Source organism: Neobacillus canaveralius (assembly GCF_047237705.1).
In the GTDB taxonomy this organism is placed as follows: domain Bacteria; phylum Bacillota; class Bacilli; order Bacillales; family Cytobacillaceae; genus Neobacillus; species Neobacillus niacini_K.
The window spans coordinates 4,376,221-4,393,489 of record NZ_JBDFLL010000001.1; the positions used below are offsets into that span (position 1 = coordinate 4,376,221).

14 protein-coding genes are annotated in these 17,269 nt (G+C 36.6%); 1 reads left to right on the top strand and 13 read right to left on the bottom strand.

What is annotated here, in order from left to right; translation table 11 throughout:
- Window positions 1-129: 129 nt before the first annotated feature.
- The 8 genes from ABC255_RS21405 to ABC255_RS21440 all read right to left on the bottom strand — a co-directional run bounded on the left by ABC255_RS21405 (window position 130) and on the right by ABC255_RS21440 (window position 11,617).
- Window positions 130-1,401, bottom strand: coding sequence for a family 43 glycosylhydrolase (locus ABC255_RS21405; RefSeq protein WP_412996724.1), 1,272 nt, complete (start codon window positions 1,399-1,401; stop codon window positions 130-132).
- A 248-nt stretch (window positions 1,402-1,649) separates the two neighbouring features.
- On the bottom strand, window positions 1,650-3,623 hold the full coding sequence (locus ABC255_RS21410; protein WP_412996726.1) for a glycoside hydrolase family 31 protein: 1,974 nt from the start codon (window positions 3,621-3,623) through the stop codon (window positions 1,650-1,652).
- Between the two features lie 125 nt (window positions 3,624-3,748).
- Window positions 3,749-4,363, bottom strand: a complete 615-nt coding sequence (locus ABC255_RS21415; protein WP_412996728.1) for a YesL family protein — start codon at window positions 4,361-4,363, stop codon at window positions 3,749-3,751.
- A gap of 147 nt (window positions 4,364-4,510) precedes the next feature.
- A complete protein-coding gene (locus ABC255_RS21420; protein ID WP_412996730.1) occupies window positions 4,511-5,506 on the bottom strand; it encodes a LacI family DNA-binding transcriptional regulator in 996 nt (331 codons plus the stop codon).
- An 18-nt stretch (window positions 5,507-5,524) separates the two neighbouring features.
- Entirely contained in the window at window positions 5,525-7,804 is a 2,280-nt protein-coding gene (locus ABC255_RS21425; RefSeq protein WP_412996731.1) for a beta-L-arabinofuranosidase domain-containing protein, read from the bottom strand.
- A gap of 187 nt (window positions 7,805-7,991) precedes the next feature.
- Window positions 7,992-8,855: a carbohydrate ABC transporter permease gene (locus ABC255_RS21430; protein WP_412998611.1), complete on the bottom strand. Its 864-nt coding sequence runs from the start codon at window positions 8,853-8,855 to the stop codon at window positions 7,992-7,994.
- A 102-nt stretch (window positions 8,856-8,957) separates the two neighbouring features.
- Window positions 8,958-9,869 carry an ABC transporter permease gene (locus ABC255_RS21435; RefSeq protein WP_412998612.1) on the bottom strand — a complete coding sequence of 304 codons (912 nt, stop codon included), beginning with the start codon at window positions 9,867-9,869 and terminating at the stop codon, window positions 8,958-8,960.
- Window positions 9,870-10,003: 134 nt separating this feature from the next.
- Complete coding sequence (locus tag ABC255_RS21440) at window positions 10,004-11,617, bottom strand: extracellular solute-binding protein (RefSeq protein WP_412996733.1); 1,614 nt, start codon at window positions 11,615-11,617, stop codon at window positions 10,004-10,006.
- Between the two features lie 946 nt (window positions 11,618-12,563).
- Between ABC255_RS21440 and ABC255_RS21445 the strand changes: the two genes are divergently transcribed.
- On the top strand, window positions 12,564-12,698 hold the full coding sequence (locus ABC255_RS21445) for a hypothetical protein (RefSeq protein ID WP_412996735.1): 135 nt from the start codon (window positions 12,564-12,566) through the stop codon (window positions 12,696-12,698).
- Window positions 12,699-12,748: 50 nt separating this feature from the next.
- Here the strand turns inward: ABC255_RS21445 and ABC255_RS21450 are convergent, their stop codons facing one another.
- The 5 genes from ABC255_RS21450 to ABC255_RS21470 form a co-directional block, all read right to left on the bottom strand.
- Entirely contained in the window at window positions 12,749-13,117 is a 369-nt protein-coding gene (locus ABC255_RS21450; protein ID WP_412996736.1) for a hypothetical protein, read from the bottom strand.
- 190 nt (window positions 13,118-13,307) lie between these two features.
- Window positions 13,308-14,024 carry a CAP domain-containing protein gene (locus ABC255_RS21455; RefSeq protein WP_412998613.1) on the bottom strand — a complete coding sequence of 239 codons (717 nt, stop codon included), beginning with the start codon at window positions 14,022-14,024 and terminating at the stop codon, window positions 13,308-13,310.
- Window positions 14,025-14,646: 622 nt separating this feature from the next.
- On the bottom strand, window positions 14,647-15,285 hold the full coding sequence (locus ABC255_RS21460; protein WP_412996738.1) for a YesL family protein: 639 nt from the start codon (window positions 15,283-15,285) through the stop codon (window positions 14,647-14,649).
- Between the two features lie 112 nt (window positions 15,286-15,397).
- A complete protein-coding gene (locus tag ABC255_RS21465; RefSeq protein WP_412996739.1) occupies window positions 15,398-16,243 on the bottom strand; it encodes a carbohydrate ABC transporter permease in 846 nt (281 codons plus the stop codon).
- Window positions 16,244-16,245: 2 nt separating this feature from the next.
- Complete coding sequence (locus tag ABC255_RS21470; protein WP_412996740.1) at window positions 16,246-17,205, bottom strand: carbohydrate ABC transporter permease; 960 nt, start codon at window positions 17,203-17,205, stop codon at window positions 16,246-16,248.
- Window positions 17,206-17,269: the final 64 nt, after the last annotated feature.

Below are 17,269 nucleotides of genomic sequence, written 5' to 3' on the forward strand. Positions count from 1 at the left end.
AATAAAAAACGTGAAATCACTGTTGCGATTTCACGTTTTTTATTATTGAAACTAGTAATGTCCTAGCCCCCCAGCCTCTTTAATGTTTTTGGTTTAGAGATCATCCAACGGACTGGACACAATGGCAAGTTAAACTTCATTACATACTTGCACACGTTGTAACGTCACATAGAAATCATCACTTCCAAATTTAGTGCCATCTTTTTTATACCAGACACCATTCGTTCCTGTTACAATCACTTTGAGCATATAATTTCCTGTTGAGAACTTTGGTGATACATATCTACTATTGGAATCGGGTACTAAGCTATAAAAATCAACCACTGCAGTATGGTGCAGTTCACCCAATTCATCATAAATCAGGAAGTCTGCATATCCACTATGACAATCACTGGTACCAAACACGATAACTTGTGAGCCATTAAATGTATAGCTCACCGATTCACCACTCTTATTTGATTGAAACTCTAGCGGTTCTTCAATACCTTCAATGGATACTTTAGAAATAGTTTCACTATCCCAAACTGGCCAATACTCTGGTATTAAGCATGTTTCTCCCACTACAGTAATTGGTAACCATACTTGAGTGGCACTTGAAGCTTGTTGTGGAAAGGACCAGCGATCTCCCATATAGATAGGAACGTTTTTACCTTTCACTTCTAATGAAAAGACAAACGAGCACTGAGAATTATAGGTTAAGCTTCCTTCTGGACAGAACAATCCTTGATTTACCCATGGTCCATGTAAATCTTTTGCTACCAAATAATAGTTATCATTTCTTTCCCAGCTGGTTTTATTTGAAAACATAATAAAGTAGTTTTCATCTTGGCGAAACATGGCTGGCGACTCACCGCCAGGAGCAATATTTTCAGCTACTTTCTCAACAGCAGTTAGATAATCATCACTTAATCGATAAATATCCCCTTCGTGAATTAATAGATATGCAGTGCCATCCTCATCAACAAAAGTTCCCATGTCCCATCTTCTGATTGGCTCACCATTAAATAGCAACGGTCCTTGAAATTCAAACGTTCCATCAATACTGTCACAGGTAGCCAAACCTATACAAGGATCCATGTATTTTAAATCATCTGTGTGCATCAGCATTACAAACTTGCCTGTTTTGTGGTTTTTTATCACTTTAGGTCGTTCACCAATTCTATTAGTTCCCAAGAGTCCCTCATCTTGCTGCTGCAATGCCAGACCCTCAAAATACCACTCTGCAAGATTCTCAGATGAATAGCATGAGAAGCCTATGTACTTATTCACATCATCTGTTTTATATTCGCCAAAAAGGTAATACTTCTCACCTTCTTTTAACAAACAAACACCAAGTGCATTTACCGTTTCTCCATTTTGATCAAACCAAGGAACTCCGTTGTGTATATAAGATTTCTCCATCATTACCTCCATCTTCTTATGAAGCGACTTCATTCTTAATATGATATTTCAAGTGAAAATACTTGATTTGATTATATTAAAACCATAATTTAGATTAAATTCAAAATTCAGTCTTTTTCGATTAAATAGCAGTACAATTCCAGTCCTGCTCCTAAAGGTAAAAAAATATAAGCCCTAACTTAATGAAAGCAGGGCTCAAATGATATTCTTTTTATTTTTTACAAAGCAGACATCCCCGTTTAAATATTCTACGAAGAAACAATTGGAAGATCTACGCCATTCTTCAGGAACAACGGAATTCGTTCTAATGGGGCCTCTATGGTTATCTGTTTTCCCCCTTCATAAATTTCTCCAGAATAAGGATTCTTCCAGACTGCCCCCTTCGGTAAATATAAATGGCGGCTTCTCTCCCCTTCATTCAAAACAGGAGCTACTAGGATATCTGGACCAAACATGTATTGATCCTCCACATCCCAAGCAATGGGGTCATCTGAAAAGTCATAAAATAGCGGCCTCATTGGAGGCGTGCCTTTCTCATGAGCTTCCTTCATAAGTCCAGTTATATAAGGACGGAGTCTCTCACGTAAATGTAGAAACTCCTTAAATATTTCATAAGCCTCTTCTCCATAACTCCAAACCTCATTCGCCGCTCCGCTATGACATTGGCCACCACCAGTGGTTCCTATAGGCTTTTGTGCAGGCGATCTGTCGCCATGGAGTCGGAATACTGGACAAAATACACCATACTGGAACCATCGAATTATACATTCTCGAAACGAAGGTTCCTCCGGATTACCACCGTGAAAGCCTCCAATATCAGTTGTCCACCAAGGAATTCCTGCTATGGCCATATTTAGTCCAGCGCGTACTTGAATGCCTAATACCTCAAAACTTGAATGAATATCACCAGACCAAGCTAGAGCACCATAACGCTGACTACCAGCCCATGCAGCTCGGACCAGGTTGATAATATTCGTTTGGCCATCCGCAGCCATCCCTTCGTAAAATGTCTGACTATATTTGCTTGGATATATATTTCCTACCTGTAAACTGGAGCCAAGGTGATAGCGATAAATATCATGATCGTAAACAGCAAATTCCGGTTCTGCTTCATCTAACCAGAACACTTTAATACCTTTGTCATAATAATTTTCCTTGATTTTTTTCCATAAGTATTCCCTTGCTTCAGGGTTAGTAGCATCGAATATAGCATTTTGACCCAAGAACTGAAATTGGGTACGAACCCCTCTATCCGACCTGACCAGATAACCTTTTTCAATCATTTCCTGATAATTTTCACTCTCAGTCTGAACAGTTGGCCAAACTGATATCATAAGTTCGATGCCCATTTCTTTTAATTCTTGAACCATACCTTCAGGATCAGGCCAATACTCCGGATCAAATTTCCAATCGCCTTGGTTTGTCCAATGGAAGAAATCTATGACAATAACAGAAATCGGAAGCTTTCTTCTTTTATACTCCCTTGCAACCTCTAACAACTCTTCTTGAGTTTGATATCTTAATTTACACTGCCAAAAACCCATACCAAAGTCAGGCATCATCGGGACAGTACCCGTTACAGACGCATAAGATTCTTCGATCTCTGCAGGAGTATCTCCTGCTGTTATCCAGTAATCTAGTTGCTTGGTGGAAGGTGCTGACCATTCAGTTACATTAAGATTAAAGTTCACTCGCCCAACTGCAGGATTATGCCAGAGAAATCCATACCCTAAGCTAGACATAACGAAAGGAACACTGGACTGGCTATTTCGGTGAGTTAGTTCCAACATACATCCCTTCAGGTTAAGGAAAGACTGCTGGTACTGACCCATCCCAAAAAGTTTTTCCTTTGGATCAGACTCTAGACGCAGTGTCAGGCGATAGTCACTGCTTCCAGGATGAGGGATTAACTCTCTGCCTCCGTACTTTAGTTGATAGGTGTTTTCTGTTTCTCTTAATAAAACTTCACCTTTCTGATTATAAAAAGTCATTTGTCCATTCCGCTTAATTTCCGCTCTTATTTTCCCATTAACAATTATTGCGTCTCTCTCGTTAACGGTAATATCTGCTTTTATTTCCCTTGCAGGCAATAGTGCCCAATCAGTATCTTCTATTGTCGTGTATGATGAACGGACACGCAGGGCATCTTCTCCCCAAGGTTCAATCCATAGTTTCTCCGAATCAAACTCCCTAATAAGGCGATTTCCTTCGATTTTAAACATGGTACTATTCTCCTCCATATAGATACAATCTTCTTTTCACCTACTCTTACGTCTGCTCCTGGGAATTAGAAGCATCGGATATCGCTTTGACCTAGAGTAACATCCACCCCTATAAAATTGATTATTCATCTTCCCGATACTCTGCCACTTACTACTTCCATTCTTTGAAATCTCCGGTTACATAACAAGAAGTTAATATATGCAGCACAACTAAAAATAATTAAGAAAGAAGCAGGAAAGGAATATAATATAAAGCCAAACACGGCCAGGATGATAAGAATTAACACTGCGGTTGGAAAATTGGCAATGGTTGCAATTAAGGAATTTTTAAGGACTTCCTTCCAATTGATATTATAATGAGCGATTACAGGAAATATAAAGGTAGAAACAGTTAAAAACAATAAACTAGTTAAAAACAAAGGAATCATGATAACATACCTAACTCCTGTTCCATCCTGGTTTAAATAAAAGTAATTAAAATATAGTAGTACCGCTAACATCATCCAGATGATGCCGACTATAAAACTAGTTTTAAAATTTTCTTTAAAATATCGAAAATAGCTTCTTATCACACTGGTTTCCTGATGCAATCTCCACTGCCTTACCACGCTATACATAGCAGATGTAGCAGGTGCAATCGTTACAATAGGTATGCATAAAACAATCCAGAAAATATTTAGTATTAAGAGATTAGAAAATCTATCAACTATCGCATATAATCTACTATCTAAAAAATTCATCTAAAACCACCCATTTCTGAAAAGTTATATACACGCCTCACATAGTTTCAGAATAATGGTATTTATTATCTTTAGATACTCAAGTCTGAAAACTAAGCTGCTGCAAATAGCTATATGATTAATTTTAGATAATCCCCATTACTAAAATTAAATCGATTCCCCTTCGATAATTTTATAATCAAGAGATTTGCATGATTTTGTTAGAAAGTTTCCCTTTTCTATTTTCAGAATTAAACTTTCAACAGCGATTGTCCCTATCCTTTCTACCGGATATTCAACAGTGGTTAATTTTGGTGTCACATACTTTAAAACATCAATATTATCAAAGCCCATGAGCCCAACATCGTCAGGGATATTGATTCTCTTTTCCTTCAGAAAGTTCATTACTTCTAGTGCATATAGATCACAAGAACAGATGATAGCTAATTTATTTTCTTTAGAAAAGGTTATTTTTTCTAACTCAGTTAAGTACTGACTATTTATTATGATTAAAGGTTTCTCTTCGATCCCTTCTAATGACAAACCTTCCATGAAGCCTTGTAACCTTTCTTCTTGTGTATAAATATTTACTTTTCCTGAATGCTTTAATGGAGGACAAATATAAATAAATTTCTTATACCCTTTTTTAATAATGTGACCAACTGCATCTCTCATTGCTGCTCTTTCTTGAATTCCAACATATTCCCAGTTATCAGAAATATAATTAAAAATTGTAATAATCGGGATGGAGAAGCCTCGTAAATACTCTTCGAAAGCTTCTCCATGATTGACAGTAAAAAGAATAATCCCATCTACCTTATGACTTGCTAAATATTCAATACACTGTTTTTCATTATCTGGATTTTTGTCAGTTAGAGCAACATAGGTAAAGTAGCCATTTTCTCTTGCCTTTAATTCAACTGCATTTAATAATTGTGCAAAAGATCGATTATTTAAATCAAATAATACAATCCCTAGTGTCATCGTCTTCCCTTTTGCCAAGCCTCTGGCTGTAAAATCAGGACGATAACTTAACTTTGTTGCTGCTTCTAAAACGACCTTCTTGGTCTTTTCCTTAATTCCAGGTCGATTATTTAATGCCCTGTCTACTGTGCCGGCAGATACCCCGCAATAATCAGCGATATCTTTAATTGTTACTCCCATAACTTTACCAATACCCCCTTACACAATAGGAGAATTGATGATTCTTACTCCATAAACTCCCCCAGCTGCCTTTCCTTCCATAGAAGAAAATTTAACTTCAACTTTTTCCTTTTTATTCGTCAGTGATGTTGGAATTTCATAACATACATCAATTAGAGAATCTGATAATTTACCATTCAACTGTTGATGTGCGATGACATACCCATCAATTAGAATATCAAAATCACGTTCCCACTTATTTCCATCAAGGTAAAGAGTATTATCACGGCCATAATACGTAACCAATAGGTACAATTGTTTATCTCGTTCTACTGCCATCTCGTAACTAAAATATCCTTCGCCACGACTATCACGCCACGGCTTTTGAACCACATTAAAGTATCCAGTAGTTGAATTTTTGGATTTTATACCATGCTCGATTTCCGGCTGCTGTTCCCCTGGTTGAACAACATCTACTGTTACCGCTCTCATCTTTTCGAGATCTTCTTTTTCTTGATCCACGAACGTCTCATATGCTTTTTGGTCCATTAAATTCCAGTAAAGTGTGTAACGCTGATGATGCAGCTCATAAAACGGAATCAGGGTTACCTTTACATTTCCAGGCTGCCCTACTCCTAATGTCTCGAAAGTCAATTGCGATCCACCTACAGGTTTAATCCATTGTTCTAGATTGTCTTTATCGGCTACAAGCGTAGGAACATCAATTAAAGGATGATTATTCAATTTTAGATGATCATCTAAAATATCGCTTTCCGGGAAGTTTTGTCGCCCTAAAGCACCTGCCAATACAACTGGTCCATACATAATTCCTACTTTGGTTGGATTATCTTTTGCAGTATATGAATGAAGGGACATCGGTAGTTCAAATTCGATTGTGTCTCCTGAATTCCAGTTTCTAGCTATAGCCAGATATCCTTCTTTAGAATCTGCATACGTTTCTTTTCCATTTATAACAGCCACTACTTCTCCTGATACCCAATGTGGTATACGAATATGAATCTTTAAAAATTCTGCTTCTGACTCTTCGACTAAAATTTTTACCTTACTGGATCTTGGGAAGTCGGTAACTTGTTTGATTTTCACTTTCTTATCATCCATCACTAATTCCGATGCAATATATAGATTTACATATAATTGGTCATTTTCCCGATAATAAATATTCCTTGTGTATCTTGCTGGATTTTCCATTCCTGTTCCTGTACAGCACCAGAAAGAATCGTCATGCGAACAATATATTTTAAAATGTCCTGGCTCTGTTGAAACAAAATAAGCTTTCATTCCAGAATCCGGATCCTGTGATGCAAGAATATGATTATAAAGAGCTCGTTCATAATAATCAAAATATTCAGCTTGGTGAGACCATTTGTATAAGAACTCAGTGAGCTTAAGCATGTTGTAGGTATTGCACGTTTCATTCGTGGTAATTCCTAGTGTTTCTTTATTTATTGGTCCAAAATGTTCTCCGATACTATTACCGCCAATTATGTAGGTACGGTTTTTTGTCACTTCATTCCAGAAGAAAACTGCCATATTTTTGTAATCTTCATTTCCCGTAATTTCAAATAGTTTAGCAGCCCCAATAACCTTTGGTATTTGAGTATTGGCATGCTTTCCTTCGAGCTCATCCATACCTTTTGCTAGAGGATCGAGGATTGCATTATGACAAAAACGAATCGCAAGCTCCAAATAATCCTGATTATCTGTAATGGTGTATAAATCAGCGAATGCTTCATTCATACCTCCATGCTCACAAATTAACATCCTTTGAAACTGCTCATCCGTAAGGTTGTCTGTTCCCTTTTTTGCCCAATCAGCAAGTTTTGTTACAACCTCAAGAGCTTTTTGATTGCCTGTTATCGTAAAAACATCAATAAGCCCTGCATAAATTTTGTGGATACTATACCAAGGCACCCAGCCGCCTGCAAGACCAAAATTCTCAACCTCAAAATCTCCAGTAAACACTTTATCAAAGCATGTTCTTGGGAAACCACTTACATACCCCTCAGGATCTAAGCTTTGGACATGGGCAAGTTCATCCACTGCATATTCAAGTTTCTGAAGCAGTACTGTATCGTCTGTGACAGCATACATCGTCGCTGCTGCTGAAAGCCAATGTCCGATGGAATGTCCGGCGATTCCTGTAGATTCCCAGCCTCCATAACGAGGTTTTTTAGGTGATTGTGAAACAGCTTCATAGCATGGTGCGATCAGCCTGTCAACATCCAGGGTGATTAAAAATTCCTTTCCCTTATCTTGTGATTCTTTAAATATTCCATCTATCAGTCTTACGTTTGTCATTTTTGTGAACGCTCCTTCTATTAAAAAATAATCAATATGTAAGTTATTAGGGTTACTTTCAGTATATAAGTTTAAATAGCTATCGACTAGATCGATAGCTATTTATTTGTGTAGTATCTTTCGGTTTTAATTCAATTATCCTCTAGGATATGCATTATTAATTCTGCATCACTTGCTAGAATAAGAATCACCCTTTTACAGATCCAATCATTACACCTTTTTCAAAGTACTTTTGAATAAATGGATATACAATTAATATCGGCAGGGTTGAAACGATGATAACACCGTATTTAATTTGGTCTGCATATCTTTGTGCATATCCGCCTGAAGCACCACCGGAACCTGCTCCGTCTGCAAACACTTGGTTAGATAGAAGAATATCTCTTAACACAATTTGCAGAGGCTGCAAACTATAGTCTCGAATGTAAATTAAACCTGTGAAGAAATCATTCCAGTGACCAACTAAATAGTAAAGGCCAACAACCGAAATGACTGCTTTTGATAATGGCAAAACTACTTTTCCAAAAAATTGAAAATGTGAACAACCATCCATTTGGGCAGCTTCAAACAATTCCTTCGGTATGGAACTTTCAAAGAACGTTCGAACAATAATTAAGTTAAATACATTGACTGAGAATGGAATGATAAATACCCACATATTGTTTGTTAAGTTTAATTCTTTCATTAATAGATACGTAGGAATTAATCCACCATTAAAAAACATGGTGACAACGAAAACAAACATTAAGATCCGTCTTGCTTTAAATTCATGTCTTGATAATACATAGGCTGCTGGTAATGTTAACAATAAGTTAAGAACGGTACCCAAAACGGTGTAAATAATCGTATTTTTGTACCCCACCCAAATCCTTGTATCTTTAAAAATCTCTGTGTATCCAAATAGACTGAATCCTTTCGGATATAAAGTCACTTGACCAGTTGAAACTAGTGTTGAGTCACTAACCGATGCGATAACGACAAAGTATAGAGGATAGGCAACGATTAAAAAAACGAAGACAGAAAATACAAAAATCAAGATATCGAATATCATATCAGAAGTAGTTTTACCTTTTTTATTAAAAAGGTCCATGACCTTCCCTCCTAGTATGGCAGTGTGTCATCCAAACCATAAATAATGTTTGGCGTTGTCCAATTACCATAAACTAATATTTGAAGTTTTCTTTGCGATATAATTCATAGCAATTAAGAATATGAAATTGATCATTGTGTTAAATAAGCCAATGGCTGCTGAATAACTAAACTGGTTCGAGATAATACCTATTTTATATACATAAGTTGCAATAACCTCAGAAACTGGAAGATTCAACGGGTTTTGCATTAAGAATATTTTTTCGAAGCCAGTATTTAAGATATTCCCCATACTTAAGATAAATAGAATAATCATCGTTGGTACAATTGCTGGTAAATCTACATTTTTAATAATTTGCCATCTATTTGCTCCATCAATTTTGGCAGAATCATATAATTGCGGGTCTACACTCGCAAGTGCTGCTAGATAAATAATGCTATTCCATCCGGCATGCTGCCAAATATCAGAAAGAACATATACAGGTACGAATGTATTCTCCGAAGCTAATAAGTTTATATCTCCTAAACCTATGCTCTTCATAATATGTCCAACAATTCCTGTTTCAGGTGATAATAAGACATTTAACAACCCTACCATTACAACCATTGAGATAAAATGAGGCAGATATACTGTTGTCTGGATCATTTTCTTCCATTTTTTCCATACCACCTGATTAATTATTAAGGCTAAAATAATCGGCGCCGGGAATCCTAATATAATCGTGGCTAAACTTATAACCACCGTATTTTTCATTAAATCAGCAAACATATAATTGTTAATGAATTCTTTAAAGTAGTGTAATCCTACCCATTCTCCACCGGTAAACCCTTTAGTAAAATCATATTCCCGAAAGGCTAATTGAACCCCATACATAGGTATGTAATTAAAGATAATGATAACTAGAATCGCAGGTAAAATCATAATCCACAATTGATAATCTCGAATAAAAGTGTTTAATATAGTTGGTTTTTTCATTAATGGCACATTAGAAATATTCGTATTCACTTTTTTAGCTAGAGGGTTATTTAAAGCCACAAATATATACCTCCTTTTTTACGAAGATGCTATACCGCTAAGGACGGTATAGCATCTTCCAAATTAGTATTCTATTAATTTTTGCTCATGTATTCATCATAATACTTTTGCATAATCTTAATGTTTTCAGGTAAGCCGGTTTTCTCTGCATTTTTCACATAGGCATCCCAATCTTTCTCAATTCCGCCTTTTGTTATCCACTGCGAAAATTTCGGCATTGCCAAACTCATTAGGTTTGTATTATTTAAGGATAATTTTGAATTGTCCTCTTTGCTGTATTTAATAAACATACCAGGGTAAAGATCTTTTTTCTCATCCACAGCATCTAAAACAGCATTTAGCGGTTCAGTTTGCTGCCCAACTGATTGCATATCTGAACCAAGCTCAAGCTTTAAGTCATCAGCAATATACATTGGACCGTTATCAGCCCAAGTAGAAGTCCATTTCCATGTACCTGGATCCATTTTCTGATCTGTTGGTGGTAATATTTTGTAGCTACCGTCGCCATTTTCAGCTATATTGGTTCCTAATGAACCAAATAACACTTGCATACTCACTTCTGGATCATATAATTCATTGATGAATTTTAAGGCTGCCTCTTTATTTTTTGATTGGGAGGACAGTGTAATCATGTTAGCACCATAGTTTAAGGAGTTATAATCATATGCCCAAGATAATTTTTCAGTTGAGTCAGCTGATTTCTTTAACGGAGCCATTGGTGAATACTGTGGAGCTAACGTGATTCCAAATCTGTCTGTTAATTCCCAGCCGTAGGTATAACCAACTTTTGCCACATCTCCAGTACCACGTGCTACGGATTGGAATTTGGTGTAATCTTGAGTAAAAACTTCTTTGCTAATTAATCCTTCTTTATATGCCTTAGACAAGAATTCAATGAATTCTTTGTAACGGTCATCCGTAAAGAAGTTTTTTACTTTTCCATCTTCAACAAAATAGCCCTGGCCGCTGCCTTCTGCTAAAGTAATACCCATGCTTCCTAAAAGAACAGTCGGTTGGAAGAAACCAAATCCTCCTGTTCCAACTGGAGAAAAGTCCATTGGAATTTCATCATTTTTGTCGCCGTTACCATTAGCGTCTTCATCTTTAAACGCCTTCAAAACTACATATAATTCGTCCCAGTTTGTCGGAACTTCTAACCCAAGATTTTCTAACCATTGATGATTGATGAATTGTCTGGTTGCAGTTCCTGGCCAAAATCTTTGGTATTTAGGCAGCCCATAAATGTTTCCATCTAATTGTGTCGCAATACCTTCAGTTTCAGGTTTTGCATCAAACATCGCTTGTACATTTGGAAGTTTATCCATGTCATCGGATAAATCTTCAAATAACCCTTGGTACTGTACAAAATCAGCGTCTGTAATAGCATTAGGCCCAATAATTAAGTCAGGAACATCGCCGCTGGCAAGCATAGCACCCTTTTTTTGATCCCAGTCTGCTGATACCTCTTCCCACTTGATTTTAACCCCTGCTTCTTCTTCTACCTTTTTCAGCCATTCCATTTTCTTAAGATCTTGTGTTAATGGATGTTTTGTAATTAGGGCTGTTATTTGCCCCTTCCCATCTTTTGTAGTAGCAGCTTCTTCTTTGTCTACTTTTTCATTTGAACACGCTGCCAGAACTGTAGCAGATAAAGAAAGTGCAAGAAATCCATTTAAAACCTTTTTCATCTGATTTCCCCCATTATGAATTGATTTTTATTGAAATAGTTCATATGCAATACCTATGGCTTTGCATAAAACTACTACTTCCATTGTATCGACTTCATTGTAAGACCCTCTTTTCCAAAACCCGGAGGAATCATGTGCAGAGGTTTAATCTGGGTATAACAGCATACATTTTATTCCTACATTTAAAGCATTTGTACGTACACGAAAAAATATAAAGTAAGGTTATTGAATTGTGTACGCACACGAAAATACCAAAATACATGAATACACTTTGTGTACGCACACGAAATGCTTACTAAAACTCCAATTTTATTTGTACGTACACTATTAAGCTCATCTACTATAATCGTGTACGCACACATTTTTTTATATATTTTGTGTGCGTACACGAAATACAAAAAAAGCTAGAATTTTCTGTAGTACATAGAAAAGTACGGAATTATGGTACGTACAAGTTGTGACAAAAAAATACGTTTTAATATAATGGGAATTAAAGAATTTCTTGTGAAGCTAGGTTTCTACAAAAATAGGTTCTTGATGATTTTCTTAGGTGTGTTATGTAAAAAAGGGGAAAATTATAATGTAATCTTTCAGTAGTTCTCTAGAAGTTATTTTAATGATAGCGCTTTATATTTATACAGTCAACTACTTTTTGTAAAATTCAAAAATTAGAACCCCTTACATTGGTAGATTATTAAAAATATAAAGTCTCTGCATAATAGCAGAAGCCAAAATAAGATTTATGATATTATACTTTTGAACAATTTTAATCTCATAGTCAACCTGAGATTTATTTGGTAGGATGGATATTAATATTGTCATACGTACAAGTTAGAAACTTGGATTGAATCCCAATAAAACTGCTCAGGGAACAGTTACATCCCAATTCACCTGAAAACATAATTTTTTATAAATGGAACAAAATAATATATTGGAGGTGATAATGATGGATGAGAATACAAAGAGCTATCCGAATGCAAGTTTAGGCGGGAAAAAGTCTAATGAAAAAGGTGAAGGTGATTCTGGCCATATGCGTTATGGGCAAGAGAACAAGGGCGAGAGCAAGGGAAAAAATAAGTAAGGACATATATTTGAAAAAGCACGCCCAATGAGCGTGCTTTTTCTGTTTAACTATTGACGAAATGTCTGATTTTGAAAGCTCTGCATTGGCTGTGTTTGGAAGGCTGGATTTACAAACGTTTGATGTTGAAACCCAACTGAAGCTGTCTGTCCTGACAGTTCCCTTTCCAGCTGATTACATTGAGCAATAACTTCCTGACATCTCTGAATTGCTAATTCATGTCCCTGGAGGCTTTGTTGAATTGTTTGAACAGCCAAACGTTCTTTTTGTACCATCTGCTCAAGCACTTGTGCATTATGCTGCTCATTTTGAAGCATCTGTTGGTATTGCTGGTTTGCCATTTGTGTTTGTTGAATTAACTGTTGTGCTAGCTGACGGCATTGTTGGATATGAGTGATTGAATGTTGGCTTGTTTGCATTCGTAAATCCCCCCATTGTTAGGACTTTTTTTGAGACAAGTGGGCTTGAAATCAACCCTCTATTATAATCCGCGTTTTGCACCCATCTCATTCTCCTAGCTAAATTCCAAATAATGATAAGTGTAAACCCTAAATTGACTCATGACAGATAAGAAAGGAATCCACAGCGGATTCCTTTCTTATGTCTAGATTATTTGCCAATAAACATTTGTGTCCAGTGGTTACCAGACTTTTCGTAACCTACTCCAATATGAGTAAAGTTAGCGCTTAAAATGTTCTTTCTATGCCCTTCGCTGTTCATCCATGCATTTACGACTTCCTGAGGTGTACGTTGTCCTTGGGCGATATTTTCTCCAGCAGATTTATACGTCACGCCGAAGTCCCTCATCATGTCAAATGGTGAACCATATGTCGGACTTGTATGTGAAAAATAATTGTTTTGAGCCATGTCTACTGATTTCTTCTGTGCCACTCCACTTAGTTGAGTATCGTGTTTTAAAGCCGGCAGACCGTTTTTACTGCGTTGTGCATTGGTTAAATCAATAACTTGTTTAACATAGGCACTGACGTCACCAGTTGCTGGTGCCGGTGCTGCAGGTTTCGGTGCCGGAGCAGCTGGTGCTGGTGTCGGTGCTGCAGGCGCTGGCGCAGCTGGTGCTGGTGCTGGTGCTGTAGGCGCTACTGGCGCTGGTACTGCAGGACCTTGTTGTTGGTTTGGTACTTCTGTTGTTGGTCCCTGTTGTTGAGTTGGAGTCCTACCTTGTTGGCCTCCAAATTGGAACCATTGGACTGATCCGAACGGAATATACCTATACTGAGCGTGTTGAATTAATATCGCTTTTGTATGAGGGTAATTTTTACTATCCAAAGTTGTTCGATCAGCAGAGATATTCAATGCGTCGTTCATATTATTGTTATTTTTGTTGGTGTTATTATTGTTCCTTACATTGATGAAATCCCGGTCATTATTACGACTTAAAGGATTGTAATGTACATTATTGGTGTTGATGCCTCGATCAGTCGTACGGTTGTAACGATTGTTCGTACGATTACGATCATTATTTACATTGGTTATATAATCGTCGTTATTGTTTCGATTATTCGTATTCCGATCCCAATCTGGATCATTATTATCGTTATTGGTGTAATCCTCGGTAAGAGGACCATTATGGTCAATACCGTCATCTCTGTTATTCCCAACATTTAAATACGTATTGTCTCGATTAGCCCTGCTTGTACGCACTTCGTCTGCTGCGTCATTATTATTGTTATTACATGCAGCTAAACCGAATGTTAACACCCCTGTAAGTAATAAGCCTAAAGGCTTTTTTATCAAACTGATTACCCCCTTGCAAAATTATTTTTTTTGCCTTCTTATTTTTGATTATTTTTCAAAAAATATTGATGGAAATAATCGTGTATTTTTACATAAAAAAAACCGATTGGTAATTAAACCAAACGGTTTTTTTTGTGTTTTTGAGGGCAAATTATAAAAATCGGGTCCCAAATGATGAGAACCTGATGATTATTTACTGTCCTTGAATTAAAAGCTGTGATTTTTGGTTAATTTTTTCAAAGGCATTAGTCGCAGGTTTCATAATAAATAGTGCTAATAAGTTTCCGCTATACAATAAACAAATCGGCGGCACATAGGATAGTACAAAAAGTATACCAAAGCTGCCAATCAACATATAAAAGGTTGAAAGTGGATTCATAATCATCACAAAAAAAGAGCTTTTAATCACCTGACTTATCTTCATATCATAATGGACAAAAATGGGAATGATATAAAATAACATCGAAATAAAGATGAACGTAATGATAAAAAATGGAACATATAGGTTCGAAACAAAACCACTTGGTGAATTTATGATGAAGTGATAGTCAATGTATAAAATCAATCCAAGTGCTGTGATAATCACTCCAAGAATATTACTCTTTATAAATTCTCGCTTATACGAAGTCCAAAAAGTCTTAAAAATAGACATTTCATCATTTCCTAGCATCCATTTCCGAACGACAGCAAACATGGCTACCGTTGCAGGAAAAAATCCAAAGATGATTAAACCCAGAAGCGAAAAAGAAATCCATAGTAAATTTAAGAATGCTAGTCTTGAAATCCATTCAAACAATTTATTAAAACTGCCTAAGAAACCAGAAGTGTCCATTTTTAATCCTCCTTACACCTTTGTCCACTAAATTTTAAGATTATGTTTCTTTGCCACTTCTATTTAAGGTGAGAAGTGGCAAAGTTTAAATTTTGTTCTTTTCGTTACCATGTTAACCCTTTAAACCGCTCGTACTGATACCTTCTACAACATGACGTTGGAAAAGGAAGAAGATAATGAATACAGGAATTAAACTAACAACCGACATTGCAAACATGGCACCCCAGTTAGATACTGTTTCATTACTTAGGAACATATTTAAAGCCATTGAAACTGTATACTTAGTTGGGCTATTTAAGTATAAAACTGGTCCTAATAAGGATTCCCAAGTCCAATAGAATGAGAAAATCGCAACAGTAGCTAAAGATGGTTTAATTAATGGCATAATAATCTTCGAGAAAATCTTGAAAGTGCCACATCCATCGATTATTGCCGCTTCATCCAATTCTCTTGGAATCGTCCGAATAAATTGCACTAACATGAAGATAAAGAACGGATGTCCGAAATAAGCTGGTATCGCAAGGGGCTTGATGGAGTTAAGCCATCCAAGTTTTGAGAAAATAATATATTGCGGTACCATTACCACATCATGTGGAAGCATTAATGTAACCATCATGATTCCAAACCAAAATGCTTTTCCTTTAAACTCTAACCGTGCAAAACCGAAAGCAATTACTGCAGAGGAGATTACCTGTCCAATCAAGGTGATCACTACCAGGATTGCTGTATTTTTAATGAAATGTCCAAATGTATTTCCGCCAATACCTTTCCAACCTTCAATAAAGTTAGTCCATATAAAGGTGTCTGGAATAAGAGATTTAGCCGTAATAAAAATAGTATCACTAGGTTTAAAAGAACTCATCACGAGCCAAATAACAGGATAAAGCATTATAAGCGCAAAGCCGCCCACTAGTATGTGATAGATCCACCATCTTGGTGTTTTTAACTTCAATGCCATTGTTATTTGCCTCCTTCCGATTCATAATGAACCCAGTATTTGGATGTAGTAAAGATAATCACTGTTAAGAATCCGACGATAATAAGCATGATCCATGCCATTGCGGAAGCATATCCCATATTAAAGAACTCAAAACCTTGTAAGAATAGGTATAGTGAATATAATAGGGTTCCGTCTAATGGACCGCCAGTACCTTTTGAGATAATAAATGCTGGTACGAATGTCATAAATGCAGCAATCGTTTGCATTACAGTATTGAATAAAATAACAGGGCTTAGCATTGGAAGAGTGATTTTGAAGAATTGCTGTATTCCATTTGCTCCGTCAACACTCGCTGCTTCATAGTAACTTTTTGGAATACCTTTTAATCCCGCCAAGAAGATCAGCATCGAAGATCCAAATTGCCATACTGACAAGAAGATGAGCATCCATAATGCTGCAGTAGGGTTACCAAACCATCTGACTGCTGTTAGTCCAAAGAAATCAAGAAGGATATTAACAATCCCTACATCGCCAAAAACATTACGCCACATAATCGCTACGGCAACACTGCCCCCGATTAGAGAAGGTAAGTAAAACAATGTCCGGTATACGCCAACTGCTCTTGAAGCGGTATTTAACATCAAGGCAATTAATAATGCGAACGTAAGTCTTAAAGGAACTCCACCTAACACATAAATGAGTGTAACTTTTAGTGATTGCCAGTACCGGGGATCGGCTGTGAACATTTTCACGTAGTTATCAAAGCCCACCCATTTTGGTGCTGCAAATAGATTATAGTTTGTAAATGATAAATACAGAGAGGCTATTATAGGAATTAATGTAAAAGCAAGGAATCCAATTATAAACGGACTGATAAACGCATACCCTGTCAGGTTTTCCTTCAAAATACGTGATTTCTTGCTAATAGGGCGTATCGTTATATCTGCATTTACATTTTCCTTTATTACACGAGTACTCATTTTTTCAACTCCTTATGCTCTGGACTCTTCACCTAAGATGAAAGGACGATAGCTGATCGATACA